Here is an 18,782-nt window from a genome sequence, read left to right on the forward strand (position 1 = left end):
AGGCTTCTAAAAATTTGGCCAAAGGTAATGAAATTTTATCTGCCTATAAAGTGTTGTAAATTAGATAATTGAGCTGTTTTAATTGATTTATGTATCAAAAAATTATAAAATATATATATTATAAATGAATAAAATTCTGTAATCTAGCGTTTTATACATTGAATGGAAAAAATATTGTGAAAATTTTCGAGTATAAACCTTCTAAAGTATTTTTGGCAGCATATTTGCTGTAATAGAAACAGTTGTTGATTGAAAAATAAGTTTTAGTTTACGAAACAATTTTTTCTACCTTTAGGTTATATTTAAAAGACAAATATATTATTTTTAAAGATTTGAAATAAATATGCTGGATTCAGCTGAATTATAAAGATTGTAGTTTTCTTGTTTTGAGACCTTAGTAGAAATTGCCCGAATTTGTAACGACAAATTTGGGCATTTCTCTTTTTTATTTCCAATTCCTTTTTATATATTTGTTGCGAACATTTTAATAAATGAAATTGAATAATACAAATAGCAAAAATTGGTGGTGGACCTTGGATACTTATTCTGGGAGGTAACTGCTTTGCTATTGTTAAAGAAATATAAGGCTTGTTGGTTCTCCCGACAAGCCTTTTTTTATGTCAAAATTTACAGAAAATTATGAAATTAAAGACCAAGACTATTCAAATGTTATCCGACCAAATGACGCCGGTTAGCGCCTATTTGAAAATCAGAGATATTTCAGAGTTTCCAATGATTCTCGAGAGCAATGATTCTCAGTCGGCTGAAAATTCAAAATCTTTTGTGGGTTTTGATCCACTTATCGAATTGTATACCGAGGGCGATCGATTGATAATTAATACATTGGGCAGAAAAGAAAGTATCGCCTGTTCTCACGTCCATAAACTACCGGAATTACTCAATCAAGTGAGAAAACAAATAACGGTTTCTGGTGACCATTCTGATATTAATGGGTTTTTCGGTCATACCAATTTTGAAGCTGTTCGGTATTTTGATGCGGTTAATTTAAATAAGAATCAATCTGAAATCCCCGAAATTCACTACTTCTTTTATCGTTATCTAATAGTTTTTGATCATTACCGAGATCAATTGACCCTCATTGAAAATGTACCCGATGGTGAGCCATCTGATATATTGAAAATTAAGAAGTTGCTTTTAATGGGACATTACGAGGAAAAGGGATTCAAATGTAATGGTCCTGAATCCAGCGATATGACTGATGATGAATTTAAAGACTTAGTGGTCAAAGGCAAACATCACTGTAAAGTAGGCGATGTCTTTCAGATAGTGATGTCGCGAAAATTTATCCAACCTTTTGAAGGTGATGATTTTACCGTCTATCGAGTATTGAGGTCCATTAATCCTTCTCCGTATTTATATTATTTTGACTTTGGATCCTACCGTATATTTGGTTCTTCTCCAGAATCTCAGCTAATCATCGATGATCAAACAGCTAGGGTTAATCCCATAGCTGGAACCTATAGACGAAGTGGCAATGACGCTGAAGATGCGAGAAGAGCAGCTGCTCTTAAAGAAGATGCCAAAGAAGTCTCAGAACACACCATGTTGGTGGATTTGGCCAGAAATGATTTGGGGCGCCATACTACAGAAGTAGAAGTCAAATCATTAATGGAGGTACAGTATTTCAGTCATGTTATTCATTTGGTGTCTACCGTGGAAGGTAAATTGCCCAGTCAGTACAATCCTTTTAGAGTGTATGGAGATACCTTTCCAGCGGGTACATTGTCTGGGGCTCCCAAGATTAAGGCCATGGAATTAATCCACGAATACGAACATTCTATTCGCCATTTTTACGGCGGAGGAATTGGCTATATCGGATTAGATGGAAACATCACTCAGGCCATTGTCATCCGATCCTTCTTGAGCAAGGACAATGTATTGTACAGTAGGGCGGGCGCCGGAATAGTGATTAGCAGTGATGAAGAAAGCGAATTGCAAGAAGTGAACAACAAGTTAGCTGCCTTAAAATCGGCGCTTAAACAAGCGGAAACTATCTTTGAAATCCAATAAATAATCTTACCGAATAGGTGATTTGACAAATATTAAAAATACCATTGATTATGAAAGTCATTATCCTCGATAATTACGATTCGTTTACCTATAATCTATATCAATTTTTACAAGAAATTAGTGATTTTGAAATAGATGTAATCAGAAATGATAAAATTTCTGTAGCCGATGTAGCACAGTACGATATTATCATTCTTTCTCCTGGACCTGGCGTACCCAAGGATGCTGGGAATATGCCAGCCATTATTCAGGCTTACAAAACAACAAAACCTATTTTGGGCGTATGTCTCGGTCATCAAGCCATAGGAGAATCCTACGGGGCAGACTTGCAAAACCTCGATCACGTTTATCACGGTGTCGACTGCTCATTGTCTATTTTGAGAAAAGACAATCTGTTTTCCAATTTGGAAGATGGGATAAAGGTAGGACGATATCATTCATGGGTAATTGAAAAGGATTCTACCCCAGAAGAATTGGAAATAACTGCCATCGATGATCAACAAGAAATCATGGCTATTCAACACCGTAGTGATCCAGTCTATGGAGTTCAGTTTCACCCAGAATCAATACTCACACCACAAGGCAAACAAATATTGACTAATTTTTTATCCTTGGCTACCGCTTTTATAAACCGAAATTAAAATGAAACAACTGTTTGAACAACTATTTGCAGGAGAAGTCTTAACCAAAGAACAGACCTATTCTATAATGGAAAATATTGGTCAGGGCCAATTGAGTCATGGCGAAATAGCAGCATTGTTGACTGTGTTTTGCATGCGTCCGATATCTACTATGGAATTTTTAGGGTTTAGAACGGCATTATACGACTTGTGTAAAAAGGTGAATTTGGAAGGCGATGAAAGAATTGATATTGTCGGATCCGGGGGAGACGGCAAAAACACCTTTAATATATCCACGCTTTCTTGTTTTGTAGTAGCAGGAGCGGGGTATAAGGTAAGTAAACACGGTAATTATGCCTCTACCTCTATTTCTGGATCTTCCAATGTCTTGCAGTCGTTAGGATATCAGTTTACCAATGACGAGTCCCTGTTAAATCGTCAGTTGTCTGAAGCTAATATTTGTTTTTTGCATGCACCGCTGTTTCACCCCGCCATGGGCCAAGTAGCTCCAGTGCGCAAAGCATTGCCATTTAAGACATTTTTCAATATTATGGGACCGACCATAAACCCAAGTCAACCTTCGGCCTATTTACTAGGAGCTTATAGCAAAACAGTAGCTTCCCTTTACGCCGAAGTCATGGAAAAAGCAGGTTATGGTTTTACCGTAGTTCACAATATTGACGGTTACGATGAGGTTTCCTTAACCGATGGGTTTCTAAAGATTAATGCCCAAGGCCAAGAGATTCTTTTTCCTACTGATATTGGATTTCAACAAATTGGCCAAGAAGACCTTTACAGCGGTGATACCATCGATTCGGCCAAGACCATTTTCTTAAATGTCTTGGAAAATAAATCTACTTCCGCTCAAAAAAATGTAGTATTGGTGAATAGTGGTTTAGCCATTCAGACACTATGTCCTGAAAAATCCATTTCGGACTGTATAGCAGAGGCTGAGGAAAGTCTACAATCGGGAAAGGCAAAACAAACATTGACCAACTTATTAAATGCACAATAATGGATATTTTAGAAAAAATCACCATAGCCAAGAAAAAAGAGGTAGCTGAGAAAAAATCTCTCTACCCAGCCAAGTTATTGGAGAAGTCAATGTACTTCAATACCCCAGTGGTATCATTTTCTCACTACATTACTAGGCCAGACAAATCTGGAGTAATCGCAGAATTTAAAAGAAAATCTCCATCAGAAGGATTTATTAATCAATATGGTTCTGCAGAGGAAGTCTCTATAGCCTATATGCAAGCTGGAGCTTCCGCTATTAGCGTGTTGACCGATACTTTGTTCTTTGGAGGTTCTTATGATGATTTGAGAACGGTGCGCAAATTTAATTTCTGTCCCATATTGAGGAAGGATTTTGTGATCGACGAATACCAATTGTTGGAAGCCAAATCTATCGGGGCAGATGTGGTGTTATTGATTGCAGAAATATTGACAGCTGAAGAAGTGATGTCTCTATCCAAAACAGCTCACGACTTGGGACTAGAGGTTTTGTTGGAAGTACATTCTGAAGACCAACTCGCCAAAGTAACCGATTATGTAAATGTAGTTGGAGTAAATAATAGAAATCTTAAAAACTTTGAAGTTTCTATTCAAAACTCCATCGATCTGTTTGACAAAATCCCAGCGGATAAGGTTAAAATATCTGAGAGTGGTATTAAAAATGCCGATGATATGATTACACTATCCCAAAAAGGATTTGACGGCTTTTTAATCGGAACACAGTTTATGAGATCGGATAATCCCGGAAAATCATGTCGATTGTTGATCGATGAATTTGAAATGAAGCGTAAACAAATTTCGATACCATCATAGTACTTTCATTGTCGTAATAATCAAAACTCCTAAGATGAAAATAAAAGTATGTGGTATGAGAGATCCCGATAATGTGCGCGCACTGGAACAGCTGCCCGTAGATTATATTGGATTTATTTTTTACCCCAAATCGAAAAGAGATGTGAGTGAAAAATCCTTGCCTAATACCAAAGGGTTGCATCGGGTAGGGGTATTTGTCAATGAAGACAATAGTGAAATTTTAAAATGGGTAGAAAAGTGGGATTTAACTCATGTTCAACTTCACGGTGACGAAAGCCCCAGTCAATGTCTTGAATTGAGAAGATGTAATGTTGTGATAATGAAGGCAGTATCGGTGGATGATAATTTCGATTTTGACAGTTTACTCGAATACGAATCCTCAGTGGACTATTTTGTCTTCGATACCAAGGGAGAGGAACGGGGAGGCAATGGAATAGCATTTAACTGGCAAAAGTTGGAGGAGTACAAAGGCAATATACCATTTTTCTTAAGTGGGGGAATTCACCGTGATTCAGCGGCCGCAATTAAGGCTGTGAACCATCCACAATTGTTTGCGGTAGATATCAATAGCAGGTTTGAAAAATCTCCAGGATTAAAAAATATTGAAAGTATAAAATCATTTATATATGAATTACAAAATTGATGAAAAGGGATTCTATGGCAAGTTTGGCGGTGCTTATATCCCAGAAATGTTGCATAGTAATGTTATGGAATTGCAGGAAAACTACTTAGCCATAACACAAACAGAGGAGTTCCAAACAGAGTTCAGAAGTTTGTTGAAACATTATACAGGTCGTCCTTCCCCATTGTATTGGGCCAAGAGATTGTCAGAAAAATATGGGACTAAGATATATCTTAAGCGAGAGGATTTAAATCATACGGGTGCCCATAAAATCAACAATACCATTGGTCAAATATTATTAGCTCAAAAATTGGGTAAAACCAGGATCATCGCCGAGACTGGTGCAGGCCAACACGGAGTGGCTACAGCTACGGTATGTGCTTTGATGGGATTGGAATGTATCGTATATATGGGTGAAGTGGATATCGAACGTCAAAAGCCCAATGTGTTTAGAATGAAGATGTTAGGTGCCGAAGTGCGTCCGGCAACCAGTGGAAGTAAAACTTTAAAGGATGCTACCAATGAGGCCATCCGTGATTGGATCAACAACCCTGTCGATACATTTTATATAATTGGATCTGTAGTAGGTCCTCATCCTTATCCCGATATGGTGGCTCGTTTTCAGTCGGTGATTAGCCGTGAAATGAAGGAGCAATTACAAGAATATGAAGGTCGATCCAATCCCGATCGCATTATTGCCTGCGTAGGAGGGGGATCTAATGCTGCTGGAGCTTTTTACCATTATTTGGATGATGAAGATGTTACATTAGTAGCGGTGGAAGCAGGCGGTGAAGGTATTCATTCCGGTCGTTCTGCGGCCACATCAATTTTGGGTACTGAAGGGATTATTCATGGAAGTAAGACTTTGTTGATGCAGACCAAAGACGGTCAGATTATTGAACCTCACTCCATATCTGCAGGATTGGATTATCCAGGAATTGGTCCATTACACGCACATCTTATAACCACTGGAAGGGCGGAAGTAGTGTCTATAGAGGATGGGGAGGCCGTCAATGCCGCCATCGAACTCAGTAGACTGGAAGGGATTATCCCTGCTTTGGAATCATCTCATGCTTTGGCTGCCCTCGATTATTTGACTTTAGATAAAGATGAATCAACCATTATATGTCTCAGTGGAAGAGGAGACAAAGATCTTCAAACTTATATGAAATACTTAAACCATGAATAAATTAAAGGCTGCCTTTTCGCAGGGAGATAAGAAATTATTAAACGTTTACTTTACAGCGGGTTACCCTCAATTGAAAGATACCCAAACGATAATTACCTCATTGGCTAATGCCGGTGCAGATATTATCGAAGTGGGCATGCCCTATTCAGATCCTATGGCCGATGGTCCTACGATTCAAGAAAGCAGTAAAATAGCTTTGCAGAATGGATTGACACTGAAGATTTTATTCGAACAAGTTGCCGCAGCCCGTGCACAAACTGAAGTCCCATTAATCCTTATGGGATATCTCAATCAAATGATGCAATATGGGGAGGAGAAATTCCTAGACTCTTGTGTTCAATGTGGTATTGAGGCCTTAATCATTCCCGATTTGCCGCCTGACTTATATGGTTCGGATTACAAGGCTATGTTTGAGGAGAGAAATATTGAAATTGTGTTTTTGATTACCCCGCAGACTAGTGAAGATCGAATTCGGTATATCGACAGTCTTTCCGACGCTTTTATATATGTGGTGTCAGACTCTTCAATTACCGGAAACTCTAGAGACATTTCATCCGAACAACGGGAGTATTTTCAACGTATCGCCGATATGAACTTAAAGAATCCTTGTCTCATAGGCTTTGGTATTTCGGATAAGAAAAGTTTTGATATGGCTTCCTCTTATTCTTCAGGAGCAATAATCGGGAGTGCATTTATCAAACATTTAACCAATGCTTCTGGCGATGAAAGTTTAGATCTTACGGTTACCCAATTTGTACATTCTATTAAAGGTTAATAATTATGATTATTCGATTAGCATCAAATTATACACTTTCAGAAGATTCAGCTATTGCAACTCTGCTCAATAAAAATGGTATCGGTTTTTCAGAAGTAGTTACCCAATATGGTCATTATTTAGTAGCGCCTTTAAAAGGTGATATGGATATTAGGCTAATCGGACACTTAACAGAGGTGGATGATGTGTACAGGGTCAGCGATGCTTATAAATTGGTGTCGCGGAAATGGAAATTGAAGAATACTTCCATAGATTTGGGAGACAATATTGTGATTGGTGATGGTTCTTTAAGTATTATGGCTGGTCCATGTTCTATTGAGTCAGAAGCTCAGATCGAATCCACGGTAAAGCATTTGTTGGATCGTGGCATATCGATAATGAGAGGGGGAGTATACAAACCCAGATCTTCTCCATATTCATTTCGAGGATTGGGAATGGAAGGATTGAAACTATTTTACAAACATTGTCAAGACAACGGGATTAAAGTAATTACTGAAGTGATGATGGTGGAGCAAATAGAGGAAATGCATGATTATGTAGATATATTTCAAGTGGGAGCTCGCAATTCTCAGAATTTCAATTTGTTGGATGCGTTGGGTAAAATCGACAAGGCAGTGATGATCAAGCGGGGAATCAGTGGAACCATTGAAGAATTGCTTCAATCGGCTGAATATGTTTTTTCCAACGGCAACGAAAAGATTTTACTGTGTGAGCGAGGTATTCGATCATATGAAAAGGCGTATAGAAATACCATGGATGTCAACGCTATTGCGGTATTAAAAGATCGATCCCATTTGCCTGTAATTGCCGATCCTTCACATGGTGTAGGTGTTCGCAAGTATGTAGATAAGATAGCCATGGCTTCTGTGATGGCTGGGGCCGATGGAGTGATTTTAGAGGTTCATGAAGTGCCGCAAAAAGCATTTTCTGATGGAGCACAGACCTTGAGTTATGGTCAAGCATCGGTTTTATATGAAAAATTAAGGCAATTGGATCAATTGAAATCGCAATTTGCAACGTTGTAAATTAGGAGCGGGAAAATTGGATTTGCAGCGATTGAGATTTGTCGTGTTTTCTCTGGTATTGCTGTGATTATGAGGTGAATATATTTGTGGTTTTTAACTGGAATTGCTTAATTTGCGTTTATGAATAGGATTTTATTTTTTCTTATGATGTGTTGGCTTTGTGGAACGGTCAGTGTTGAAGGCCAACAAATATATAGCAATGACTTTTTAAATATCGGGGTAGGAGCGCGATCCTTAGGTATGGGAAAAGCCGTGATTGCTAGTGAAAATTCTATTCAGGCAGCTTATTGGAATCCCTCTAATTTTACGACACAAGGTGGTCCTATTCAGCTAAGTGCCATGCATGCAGTATGGTTTTCTGGGGTAGTGAATTACGATTATTTGGGCATGGGTTTTAAAATGGGCAATGATGGCAAGTCATACGGTGGGTTTTCACTGATTAGAATGGGAGTAGATGATATCCCCAATACCTTGCAGCTCTACGATGCCGATGGGCGAATCAATTATTCCAATATACGTTCTTTTTCCGTGGCCGATTACGCAGGTTTGATTACCTATAGCCGACAATTGGGGGATAGTCCATGGCGAGTGGGAGGAAATGTAAAAATCATCAGAAGGGTCTTGGGTAGTTTTGCAAAAGCTTGGGGAGGTGGCCTTGATATTGCGGCAACCTATAGTGGTGAAAGTTTTAAATTTGGTGCAGTATTGCGAGATATATCTACTACGGTCAATGCGTGGTCCTATGAATTTTCTGAGAGTGATTTAGCTATTTTACAACAGTTGGGCAACACCATTCCCAAGTCGGCACAAGAAGTGATTCGACCGAGTGCTTCAGTTGGTATTGCCAAGGTTTTGAAATGGAATGACGATATGAATATTACTCTTGCCCTAGATGCCGACATGACTTTTGATGGCCAGAGGAATACCTTGATTCAGTCCAAAACCGTGAGTGTGGAACCTCACTTTGGATTGGAACTCAATTCGAGAGATGTTCTTTATCTCCGTGCTGGGATTTCATCCATACAAAAACGAAGAAAGATCAATAATCCCGATGCCAATGAATATTTTATTCAACCCAATATGGGTATAGGTTTGAGATTGGGATTAATAAATATCAATTATGCCTTGGCCTTCCTGAATGAAGACGATGCCAAGAGTTCTCTTTCTCATGTATTTTCAGCCATTTATACCCTTAAGGCAAGGCCAGAGTAACGATTGTATTTCAAAGGATAATTCACCGTCTTATATAGTGTGTGGTGCAGTGGTTTTGCTCGGGCAATACTTGTCCATTTGATAGAATAAATCACCATTGAACTTCTCCTCAATTGGAGGATTGGCTGACTTGTCAGACGGGGTGGTTCGATTGAAAAAAGGTAAATTTATATATTTCCTACAGAATTTCCATACCACCCCGTCAGTAAACTGACACCCCTCCAAAGGAGGGGAATTGTCTAGGATGACTGAGCGAAGTTGCTCTTTAGAGCAACCATTGATCCTAAATGGATCAATGGCGAGGGAACCACGACCACCGTGTCGTGGTTGGGTGGGCCACTGGCTCCGGCGTGATTGCACCGTATATCGTAAGAATTACATTTTAATTTATTATATCGTCCTTTCAGGACTTCTTAATTGGTTAAACTATCTTTCATAGGGTTTCACCCTACGCTGACATATTTCGTCCTTTCAGGACTTTTTTATCAAGCTGGTTCCGGCGTGATTGCCCCGTAAATCTTCAGGAATTTAACCACGACCACCGTGTCGTGGGTGGGTAGGCCACTGTGCTCCGGCGTGATTGCACCGTATTTCGATAGGTTTTTAGCCACTGGCTCCGTCGTGATTGCCCCCTTAATCCTATGGAAAATTCCACAGTACGCAAGGCGTGACTGCAATTTACATCGGAAGTCAATTTAATTTGCCATTGTGTTTTTATCCACCCCCGCCTTTCAGGCACCCCCGCCAGCGGGGGATATTTTCGAGAACGACCAAATGAAGTTGCTCTATAGAGCAACCCGATGGACTAAATCTAACTGAGTAGGGTCCACAGGACCATTGGTAGTCAATCTACCAATGACGAAGGCACCAAAGCCACTGGCTTTGGGTGGGTAAGCCAGATGAGGGAACCGGAGCCACTGTGCTCCGGCGTGATTGCACCGTATATCGTAAGAATTACATTTTAATTTATTATATCGTCCTTTCAGGACTTCTTAATTGGTTAAACTATCTTTCATAGGGTTTCACCCTACGCTGACATATTTCGTCCTTTCAGGACTTTTTTATCAAGCTGGTTCCGGCGTGATTGCCCCGTAAATCTTCAGGAATTTAACCACGACCACCGTGTCGTGGGTGGGTAGGCCACTGTGCTCCGGCGTGATTGCACCGTATTTCGATAGGTTTTTAGCCACTGGCTTTGGGCAAACCAATCTAATATATCAATAAAAAAGTCCTGAAAGGACGTAGTCTGATAGCATAGGGTGAAACCCTATGAAAAGGATGCCTTCCTAGAAAAAAGTCCTGAAGGGACGAGGGAATTCATTTCTATCGACAGTAAACAACATTTTTCTATCAAATTCAATGATTGAGGTGAATTGAATGACAACATAAATGGTGATGCTCATGGATTTGTCACACTTTTTGCCCAATCTATCCTATTATAATCATTGCAGGGAATGAAAAGATACGATCTATTCGTGTCAGAAAATTGACAATGCAAAAAGTCCGCCAAATCAACATTGTTTGATGCCAATACCGTGGTTTTTCAAACCACGGCTATGACATATCATCCCTTCAGGATGACCGAATGCAGTTGCTCTTTAGGGCAACCAAATGTCCTTAATGGACATTTGATGAGGGAACCGGAGCCACTGGCTCCGGCGTGACAATAATGTAGTTCGATAGGTATTTAGACACTGCGCTCCAGCGTGATTAAACTGTATATCGATAGCGAATTTAGCCACTGGCTCCGGCGTGATAGCCCCGTAAATCTTCAGGAATTCTGCGCTCCGGCGTGATTGCACCTTTAATCCTATGGAAAATTCCACAGTACGCAAGGCGTGACTGCAATTTACATCGGAAGTCAATTTAATTTGCCATTGTGTTTTTATCCACCCCCGCCTTTCAGGCACCCCCGCCAGCGGGGGATATTTTCGAAGATGACCGAGCGAAGTTGCTCTTTAGAGCAACCATTGATCCTAAATGGATCAATGGCGAGGGAACCACGACCACCGTGTCGTGGGTGGGTAGGCCACTGTGCTCCGGCGTGATTGCAACATAATTCGATAGGTTTTTGGCCACTGGCTCCGGCGTGATTAAACTGTATATCGATAGCGAATTTCATGGAATCTAGTCGCAGCGCAGTGGCTGCGACTTATCTCGCCAGAGCCCGATTTACGGGCTCTGGTGCTTTGCACTTTGCTCGTTCACTCCGGCGTGATTGCACCGTATATCGTAAGAATTACATTTTAATTTATTATATCGTCCTTTCAGGACTTCTTAATTGGTTAAACTATCTTTCATAGGGTTTCACCCTACGCTGACATATTTCGTCCTTTCAGGACTTTTTTATCAAGCTGGTTCCGGCGTGATTGCCCCGTAAATCTTCAGGAATTCTGCGCACCGGCGTGATTGCACCCTTAATCCTATGGAAAATTCCACAGTACCAAGGCGTGATAGCAGTTTACATCGGCAGTCAATTTAATTTACCATTGTGTTTTTATCCACCGCCGCCAGCGAGGGATAGTATCTAGTACGACCGAATACATTATATGGCCGAATATAACTGAATGAAGTCACATAGGATTTAGGCACCAATGCCACTGCGCCTCGGTGGGTGAGCTTATCAATTATAAATGTAATTCGCATTATACCTTATCTTAGATATCGAAATGAATTCTTACAATCCACTGACCCTTAACCATTAATAATTAACCATTAACCATTAACCATTAACCATTAACCATTAACCATTAACCATTAACCATTAACCATTAACCACTAACCACTAACCATTAACCATTAATAATTAGTATTTAACCATTAACTAATGACGTTCTTTTTCCCCCACTTACGGAGTTGATTTATGGTAGCTCTCATATCTTTGGGATAAGTCGAGTCAATGTTTATATCCACGGCTTCCGGTCCTGGATAACTAAATGAAAGATGGGTGGCATGTAGAGGTGTTCGACTTAATATCGGTCTTTCGGTTTCATCTTTCCCAATATTATATCTCCTCTGGCCCTTGATGTCAGATACCAAAAAAGACGACTTTAATCCATAGGTCTCATCTACGATCAATGGGTTGCCAATTTGGCGTAAATGAATTCTAATTTGATGAGTCCTACCGGTAAAAATTTCTACTTCTACTAGGGAATACGATTCAAACTCTTCCAAAACCCGATATTCACTTAAAGACTCTTTACCTCTTTTATCGATGATGACTTTGTTTTTACCCGGTACAGTCATTATGGGGTAATCCATAATACCGGTAGACTCTGGCATCCTCCCCATAACCAAACCGTGGTATTTTTTCTTTATTTGACGCTCGCGAAACATAGCGTTAAAGATCTTGTGACTTTCTTCATTTTTGGCAAAAATCATTAGACCCGAAGTATCTCTGTCCAATCGGTGGACGGTATAGATTTCACCGTATTGATCTCTTAATAACTTTTTTGCACTCGTTTTATCCGTAAATCTTTCTGGTACAGAAAGCAAACCTGCGCTTTTTTCAATGATGACAAAATCTGTATGATCATAAAGAATATTGAAGTTGTTTTTATTTTGTTTCATCGATATTAAGTTGACTAAATTTTTTCTTTTTTAAAATAAAATAATCCCATACTATGGCGCCTTTATAACGTCCATCTAGAGCTTGGTGTTCCTCAATGCCATAATCGGTAAAAAGTTTAAGGAATTCTCTGCGCTTCCGCCACAATTTCGGAATGTTTTGATAAAATGCAAAATGGGCGTTGATGATGGACATGAAATTTTTCCAATCTTTAAGGGCTATAAACCGCAGACCAGCAATGCCATCTAGGATGAGCCGAAGGAAGAGCAACCATATTAAGACATGTCCCCGTTCGTTTTTAAATAGAAGAAATAAATTGTTTCTAAAATTGAGATAGGTTTTTCTCGGACTGCTGTAATCTAATGTTCCTCCACCCAGGTGAAGGACGGTAGCCGAAGGAATGACACCAATGCGGCAGCCTATTCGCTGTAATCGCCAACAAAGGTCTATTTCTTCCATATGTGCAAAAAAATCTTCGTCAAACCCTCCGATAAAGTGAAATTCGTTATTGCGAATCATCAAAGCTGCTCCTGTAGCCCAAAACACAGGTTGCTCATCGTCGTATTGACCATGATCTTCTTCGTTGTAAGACAGAATGCGACCTCGGCACAATGGATATCCAAAAGAATCAATCCAACCTCCACAAGCACCGGCATATTCAAATTCATGGGGTGAATTGTACGATAAAATTTTGGGTTGACATGCTCCATAATCTCTATGATTATCCAGAAAGGTTACCAATGGGTCGATACTATTGGCGTTGATTTCAACATCTGAATTGAGAAGAAAATAGTATTCGGCTTCAATCACCTCCAACGCGGTATTATAACCTCCGGCATAACCGGTATTTTCTTCTAGGACCAATATGTGTAGTTCTGGGTAATGCTCACACAACCAATCCACAGAATCGTCGGTACTCGCATTGTCTGCTATATAAATACGAGCGTAATCCGGTTTGTGTTGACAGACCGAAGGAAGATATTTTTCGAGATGATGTCGACCATTGTAATTTAATATAACAATGGCCAATTTATCCTCATCATTTGGATTGGGTTGTGATATTAAGTTCATTTAATATATTGAGGGATGACTGTTTGTCTGAATCTATTTGCTCTTTTAGTGCTTCAAGTGAATCAAATGTAGCATCTTCTCGGATAAAATCAATAAACTCGATTTCAATTAATTTACCGTATACGATTTCATTAAATTCTATGATGTGTGCTTCAATAGACAGACTGCCATTCTCTCGAATGGTCGGTTTATGACCTATGTAAAGCATTCCTTTGTATTGAAACTCATCATAATTGACCAATACCGCATATATACCCGGACCTGGAATTAATTTTTCAGAGGAGATCGGGTTTAAATTGGCTGTGCGATACCCCAATTTTTTACCTAATTTTTCGCCGTGAATTACCGTTCCAGATAATTTGTACCGATGACCTAGAAGGAGGTTAGTCTTTTTAATATCTCCTTTTTTTACCGATTCTCGTATGATGGTTGAACTGATTTTCATGGAATCCACCTTCCTTTGAGGAATTTCTACCACATCGAATTTGCCCGTCTCCGCATAGGTTTTCAAGGTATTGATATTCCCGCTTCGATTGAGGCCAAATCGATGATCGTATCCTATGACGATGGTATGAGGTCTATAGTGTTTGATAATGAAATTCTCAACATATTCTGCTGGACTCATTTGGGAAAACTCTATTGAAAAAGGCAATATGACCAAATGGTCGATATGAAGAGATTCAAACAACTTAATTTTTTCATCCGTCGTTGTTATTAGACTCATCGTTGTGTCCGACGGATAGATAACCTTTCTGGGATGGGGATCGAAGGTCGTTACAATCGTTTCTCCACCTTGACTTTGGGCGATGGTCGACATTTTCTCAAAAATAAAACTATGGCCTAAGTGCACCCCATCGAAGGACCCAAATGTAATGATTGGATTCACTATATTTGAGGGCAGATCAGCTATGGATTTATATATTTTCATAAAAATTTTTTGAATGCTCTTATTTTAATGCGGACATTTAGGCGCAAATTAATGAAATTCAAATTCGTAAAACAAAATTTGGAACAAGTTATCGTATAATTTTTCGCAGTTTGACCTATTCGCCCTTTATTTATAAACGAATAATTGGTCGTATAACGAGGAAATATTATATTCTTTTAGTTTTTTCGCGTCATTATTTTAACCAAAAGCGATGCTTGTTGTTTAATTAAATTATAAAAAATCAGTGAATCGATATGAATGAAAGTACGATAAGAAATGGGTTGGTGGCCGTGCAAGATCCGATTAACGGACAACCCATGAGTGAATCAAAAAATCTAGCGAAAATTCAAATAGATGGAAATCAAGTGAATTTGGTGTTGACCTATACCAATCTAAATCCTGAGACCAAAAATAAACTGAATTTTGCTGTGCTCGAAGCACTGTATAAAATAGTTCCGCAGGCAGAAGTTAATATTCATTTCGAAAACAAAACAGTAGAGCCAGAGAATCCCTATCCCCATATAAAAAACATCATTGCCATAGCATCGGGCAAGGGCGGGGTTGGAAAATCTACAGTCTCTACTAATTTGGCCGTCGGTCTCGCCGAAAAAGGGTATAAGGTCGGCCTCATCGATGCCGATTTATATGGTCCTTCTATTCCCACCATGTTTGGTTTGAAAAATAAGAGGCCGAAGGTGAAGTCGATTCACGGTAGACAATTGTTGGTTCCATTGCAGGCTCATGGAGTCTATTTGATGTCGATCGGATTTATTCTGGAAGCCGAACAAGCTGTAGTACTTCGAGGTCCTCGATTAGGGGGAATCATCAAACAGTTTCTCAATGATGTTTTATGGCCTGAACTGGATTATTTACTCTTGGACTTACCTCCGGGAACAGGGGATATCCAGTTGACAATGGTGCAGACTGCTCCAGTAACTGGTGCGATAATAGTGACTACACCACAAGCCGTAGCCGTAGATGATGCTGTCAAGGCTGCCAATATGTTTAGACTGGATAGCATAGGAGTACCCATCATTGGAGTGGTGGAAAACATGAGCTGGTTTACTCCAGCCGAATTGCCCAAAAATCAGTATTTTATTTTTGGAAAGGGTGGGGGAAAGCGGTTAGCTGAATTTTGTGAAGCCCCTCTACTGGGACAGGTTCCATTGGTGTCTGAAGTCGGTGAATTGGCCGATGCAGGGAAGCCGGCGATTTTAGACCAACAGGCTGCGATTTATCCCTATTTAAACAATATAGTAGAAAGGAGTATTTACTATGTAGGAATACGAAATAAGACAGACGATCCTACTCGGATAGTTAAAATTAAATCGTAATTTTGAGTTATAATTAATGATTAATGAATAAAGAAGAATTGTTTAGAGAAGTGGATGAAGCACTCAACTCCGTGAGGCCGCATTTGATGGTGGATGGTGGAGATGTGGAAGTTGTTGAAATAACCGACGATTTAAAAGTTAAAGTAAAATGGTTGGGCAATTGTCAACAATGCACTATGTCTGCGATGACTATGAAGGCTGGAATTGAGAGAGCTATTATTTCTAAAGTGCCATCTATTGTGGAAGTAGTAGCGATTAACGGATTGGATGTAGCATGAATAGAACAGCATTAATCGATCAAATTAAGGCGAAAAAGTCGTTTTTATGTGTTGGATTGGATGTTGATCCTTTAAAGTTGCCAACTCACTTATTGGGAAAGGAAGATGGTATTTTTGAATTTAACAAGGGCATCATCGATGCCACGCAAGATCTATGCGTTTCTTATAAATTGAATATTGCTTTTTATGAATCTCTGGGTATCCCGGGATGGAAAGCCATGGAAAAAACCATTGATTATATTCCGAAAAATCAGTTTTTAATAGCCGATGCCAAACGAGGAGATATAGGCAATACTTCTGAGAGATACGCCAAGACATTTTTCGATACCTATCATTATCACAGTATTACTGTAGCTCCCTATATGGGGCGAGATAGTGTTATGCCTTTTCGTTCCGCAGGCAAATGGGTTATTATTTTAGGCTTAACCTCAAATCCTGGAAGTCAGGATTTTCAGATGCAAAAATTAGAAAACGGTCAGTATGTGTTTGAGCAAGTTATTGAGACAGCTAGTCAATGGGGGAGTGAAGAAGATACTATGTTTGTAGTAGGAGCAACTCATCCGGAACAATTGGCGGGCATAAGAAAGATGCTTCCTCATCATTTTTTACTGATACCAGGAGTAGGTAAACAAGGAGGTCGAGTGTCAGATGTGGCCGAAGCTGCTTTTGTAAAAAACGAATGTGGTCTATTGGTCAATAGTTCAAGAGGAATTATTTATGCTAGTTCCGAACTTGATTTTGCCGATGCTGCACGGGCAGAAGCGTTGAAATTGCAAGAAGAAATGGCAGTTTATTTATAATATCATCGAATATCCAACCATCGTTTTGTGAATATCACTTAGTGTACAAAAAATCAGGGGAGATTGCTTAGATTTTCTTTGATATATAGAATAAAATTTGGGATATTCCGTTATATAAGTGGTCTGTTTTAAGGAAAACAAACCGAAAATTAATTATCAATTTAATGTTGAACTTATTGAAGATGTATATTGTTTTATTCTGAAATAAGGAGATAATTGAAATTCAAGATCAATTTATATTTTGTTCACTAAACTGTAAATAAAAAGTAAGTTATGGCAAGCAAGAAGAAATCGGGAATATTATTTTTACTAGGTGCAGCTGTTGGAGCCGCTGCCGGATATTATTTAAATACGGAAAGCGGTAAAAAATTGAGAACAGAGACTTCTAAAAAAGCCTCAGAATTGGCGAAAAAAGCAGAATTAAAATCCAAAGACGGTATTGAGCAGCTTAAAACTGGATTTGATCAGGCGCTTGAAAAAAGCAAAGATGTATTGTCTGAGGCAAAAGAAACGGTAAAGTCAAAGATCAAAAGTATTGAGGAACAATCAAATAATGTGATAGACTCTGCGGAAAGTGCATATCACAAAGGTGCAGAAGAAGCCCGTGCAAAAATCAACCAAAAAGCACGTGAAATAGAAGACTTGCTCGAGTCTAAAGGTGCCTAAAAATAACGATAAGAGAGAAATAGGGTTTACAGGAATTGTAAACCCTTTTCTATGTAAACAATCGCCAACCTTATGAAAGAAAGTGAAAAACTACTGTATAATTTAGGACAGACTTCAGAATACGTAAAGAATTACGTACAACTACAGAAAGAAATAATAAAATTGGAATTGGTTGAAGGTTCTTCCAAATTGTTGTCCAATATTATTAGCCGCCTAGTAGCATTGATGATCTTACTTTTTACTTTGTTATTTGCTTCACTTACATTGGCCATAGGGTTGTCCATTGCACTCAATTCTTTTTTATATGGATTTGGCCTCGTAACGATAATATTTGTTTTGTTGGCCGTGTTGCTGGTTGTAAAAAGAGAATCTTTGATGACGGCACCTATTTTGAGATTGATATTAAAAGATCTGTATAAAGATGACGAATAAAATCATGAACATTCGCAGCGTGGAGGATCTGCGAAAAGAAAAACAGAGGTTACAAAGGGAAGCAGATTTAACCCTAACAGAAATAAAAACCTCCATCAATGTAATTAAAAAAGATGGTCAGCGATTGGCCGTTAATAAAATAGTTGTTCCCGGAGCCGCTGTAGGCTTGTCTTATCTAGGTATTCACAAATTGATGAATAGCTTCAAAGATAGTAAAGCAGAAAACTCAAACCAATCAGAAGCCAATGCTAGTAAACCGGGATTGCTAACCTCTTTGCTTAAGTATCTGCCTTTTATTATCACTACCGGGAAACAGATGTATGACGATGGTCAATTGTCTTTTTTATTCGGTGAAGAAGAGGAATAATCTCATGGTGTTTATCGTGAAAAATTGGTGACTAAAT

General features: G+C 39.1%; 18 protein-coding genes. 15 read left to right on the forward strand and 3 right to left on the reverse strand.

Annotation, left to right across the window (positions count from 1 at the left end):
• Nucleotides 1-639: 639 nt before the first annotated feature.
• From LVD51_RS09650 to LVD51_RS09690, 9 genes are all read left to right on the forward strand, one after another.
• Nucleotides 640-2,031, forward strand: coding sequence for an anthranilate synthase component I family protein (locus LVD51_RS09650; RefSeq protein ID WP_236971020.1), 1,392 nt, complete (start codon nt 640-642; stop codon nt 2,029-2,031).
• A 50-nt stretch (nt 2,032-2,081) separates the two neighbouring features.
• Nucleotides 2,082-2,672, forward strand: a complete 591-nt coding sequence (locus LVD51_RS09655) for an anthranilate synthase component II (RefSeq protein ID WP_236971021.1) — start codon at nt 2,082-2,084, stop codon at nt 2,670-2,672.
• 1 nt (nt 2,673) lies between these two features.
• On the forward strand, nt 2,674-3,666 hold the full coding sequence (gene trpD, locus LVD51_RS09660; RefSeq protein ID WP_236971022.1) for an anthranilate phosphoribosyltransferase: 993 nt from the start codon (nt 2,674-2,676) through the stop codon (nt 3,664-3,666).
• Nucleotides 3,666-4,478 carry an indole-3-glycerol phosphate synthase TrpC gene (gene trpC / locus LVD51_RS09665; RefSeq protein WP_236971023.1) on the forward strand — a complete coding sequence of 271 codons (813 nt, stop codon included), beginning with the start codon at nt 3,666-3,668 and terminating at the stop codon, nt 4,476-4,478. Before trpD ends, trpC begins: the two co-directional genes overlap by 1 nt.
• Nucleotides 4,479-4,512: 34 nt before the next feature.
• Nucleotides 4,513-5,121, forward strand: coding sequence for a phosphoribosylanthranilate isomerase (locus tag LVD51_RS09670; RefSeq protein WP_236971024.1), 609 nt, complete (start codon nt 4,513-4,515; stop codon nt 5,119-5,121).
• Nucleotides 5,105-6,289, forward strand: a complete 1,185-nt coding sequence (trpB, locus tag LVD51_RS09675; RefSeq protein WP_236971025.1) for a tryptophan synthase subunit beta — start codon at nt 5,105-5,107, stop codon at nt 6,287-6,289. Before LVD51_RS09670 ends, trpB begins: the two co-directional genes overlap by 17 nt.
• On the forward strand, nt 6,282-7,064 hold the full coding sequence (trpA, locus tag LVD51_RS09680; RefSeq protein WP_236971026.1) for a tryptophan synthase subunit alpha: 783 nt from the start codon (nt 6,282-6,284) through the stop codon (nt 7,062-7,064). The genes trpB and trpA overlap by 8 nt, the downstream gene beginning before the upstream one ends.
• A 5-nt stretch (nt 7,065-7,069) precedes the next feature.
• A complete protein-coding gene (gene aroF / locus LVD51_RS09685; RefSeq protein ID WP_236971027.1) occupies nt 7,070-8,089 on the forward strand; it encodes a 3-deoxy-7-phosphoheptulonate synthase in 1,020 nt (339 codons plus the stop codon).
• 120 nt (nt 8,090-8,209) lie between these two features.
• Nucleotides 8,210-9,301 (forward strand): putative type IX sorting system protein PorV2, encoded by a 1,092-nt coding sequence (locus LVD51_RS09690; protein WP_236971028.1) that lies wholly within the window; start codon nt 8,210-8,212, stop codon nt 9,299-9,301.
• A gap of 2,820 nt (nt 9,302-12,121) precedes the next feature.
• Here the strand turns inward: LVD51_RS09690 and LVD51_RS09695 are convergent.
• The 3 genes from LVD51_RS09695 to LVD51_RS09705 are packed head-to-tail and all read right to left on the reverse strand — an operon-like array spanning nt 12,122 to nt 14,868.
• Nucleotides 12,122-12,871 carry an RluA family pseudouridine synthase gene (locus LVD51_RS09695; RefSeq protein WP_236971029.1) on the reverse strand — a complete coding sequence of 250 codons (750 nt, stop codon included), beginning with the start codon at nt 12,869-12,871 and terminating at the stop codon, nt 12,122-12,124.
• A complete protein-coding gene (locus LVD51_RS09700) occupies nt 12,858-13,940 on the reverse strand; it encodes a glycosyltransferase family 2 protein (protein ID WP_236971030.1) in 1,083 nt (360 codons plus the stop codon). Before LVD51_RS09700 ends, LVD51_RS09695 begins: the two co-directional genes overlap by 14 nt.
• Nucleotides 13,909-14,868 (reverse strand): bifunctional riboflavin kinase/FAD synthetase, encoded by a 960-nt coding sequence (locus tag LVD51_RS09705; protein WP_236971031.1) that lies wholly within the window; start codon nt 14,866-14,868, stop codon nt 13,909-13,911. The genes LVD51_RS09700 and LVD51_RS09705 overlap by 32 nt, the downstream gene beginning before the upstream one ends.
• Nucleotides 14,869-15,122: 254 nt before the next feature.
• Between LVD51_RS09705 and LVD51_RS09710 the strand changes: the two genes are divergently transcribed.
• The 6 genes from LVD51_RS09710 (at nt 15,123) to LVD51_RS09735 (ending at nt 18,745) form a co-directional block, all read left to right on the forward strand.
• On the forward strand, nt 15,123-16,202 hold the full coding sequence (locus tag LVD51_RS09710; RefSeq protein ID WP_236971032.1) for an Mrp/NBP35 family ATP-binding protein: 1,080 nt from the start codon (nt 15,123-15,125) through the stop codon (nt 16,200-16,202).
• A 23-nt stretch (nt 16,203-16,225) separates the two neighbouring features.
• Complete coding sequence (locus tag LVD51_RS09715) at nt 16,226-16,480, forward strand: NifU family protein (protein ID WP_236971033.1); 255 nt, start codon at nt 16,226-16,228, stop codon at nt 16,478-16,480.
• Nucleotides 16,477-17,280: an orotidine-5'-phosphate decarboxylase gene (pyrF, locus tag LVD51_RS09720; protein ID WP_236971034.1), complete on the forward strand. Its 804-nt coding sequence runs from the start codon at nt 16,477-16,479 to the stop codon at nt 17,278-17,280. The genes LVD51_RS09715 and pyrF overlap by 4 nt, the downstream gene beginning before the upstream one ends.
• A gap of 273 nt (nt 17,281-17,553) precedes the next feature.
• Nucleotides 17,554-17,946 carry a YtxH domain-containing protein gene (locus LVD51_RS09725; protein WP_236971035.1) on the forward strand — a complete coding sequence of 131 codons (393 nt, stop codon included), beginning with the start codon at nt 17,554-17,556 and terminating at the stop codon, nt 17,944-17,946.
• Between the two features lie 72 nt (nt 17,947-18,018).
• Nucleotides 18,019-18,378, forward strand: coding sequence for a phage holin family protein (locus tag LVD51_RS09730; protein ID WP_236971036.1), 360 nt, complete (start codon nt 18,019-18,021; stop codon nt 18,376-18,378).
• Nucleotides 18,368-18,745 (forward strand): hypothetical protein, encoded by a 378-nt coding sequence (locus LVD51_RS09735; protein ID WP_236971037.1) that lies wholly within the window; start codon nt 18,368-18,370, stop codon nt 18,743-18,745. The genes LVD51_RS09730 and LVD51_RS09735 overlap by 11 nt, the downstream gene beginning before the upstream one ends.
• The last annotated feature ends 37 nt before the right edge of the window (nt 18,746-18,782 follow it).

This window comes from Membranihabitans marinus, assembly GCF_021729155.1.
Taxonomy (GTDB): Bacteria; Bacteroidota; Bacteroidia; order Chitinophagales; family Saprospiraceae; genus Membranihabitans; species Membranihabitans marinus.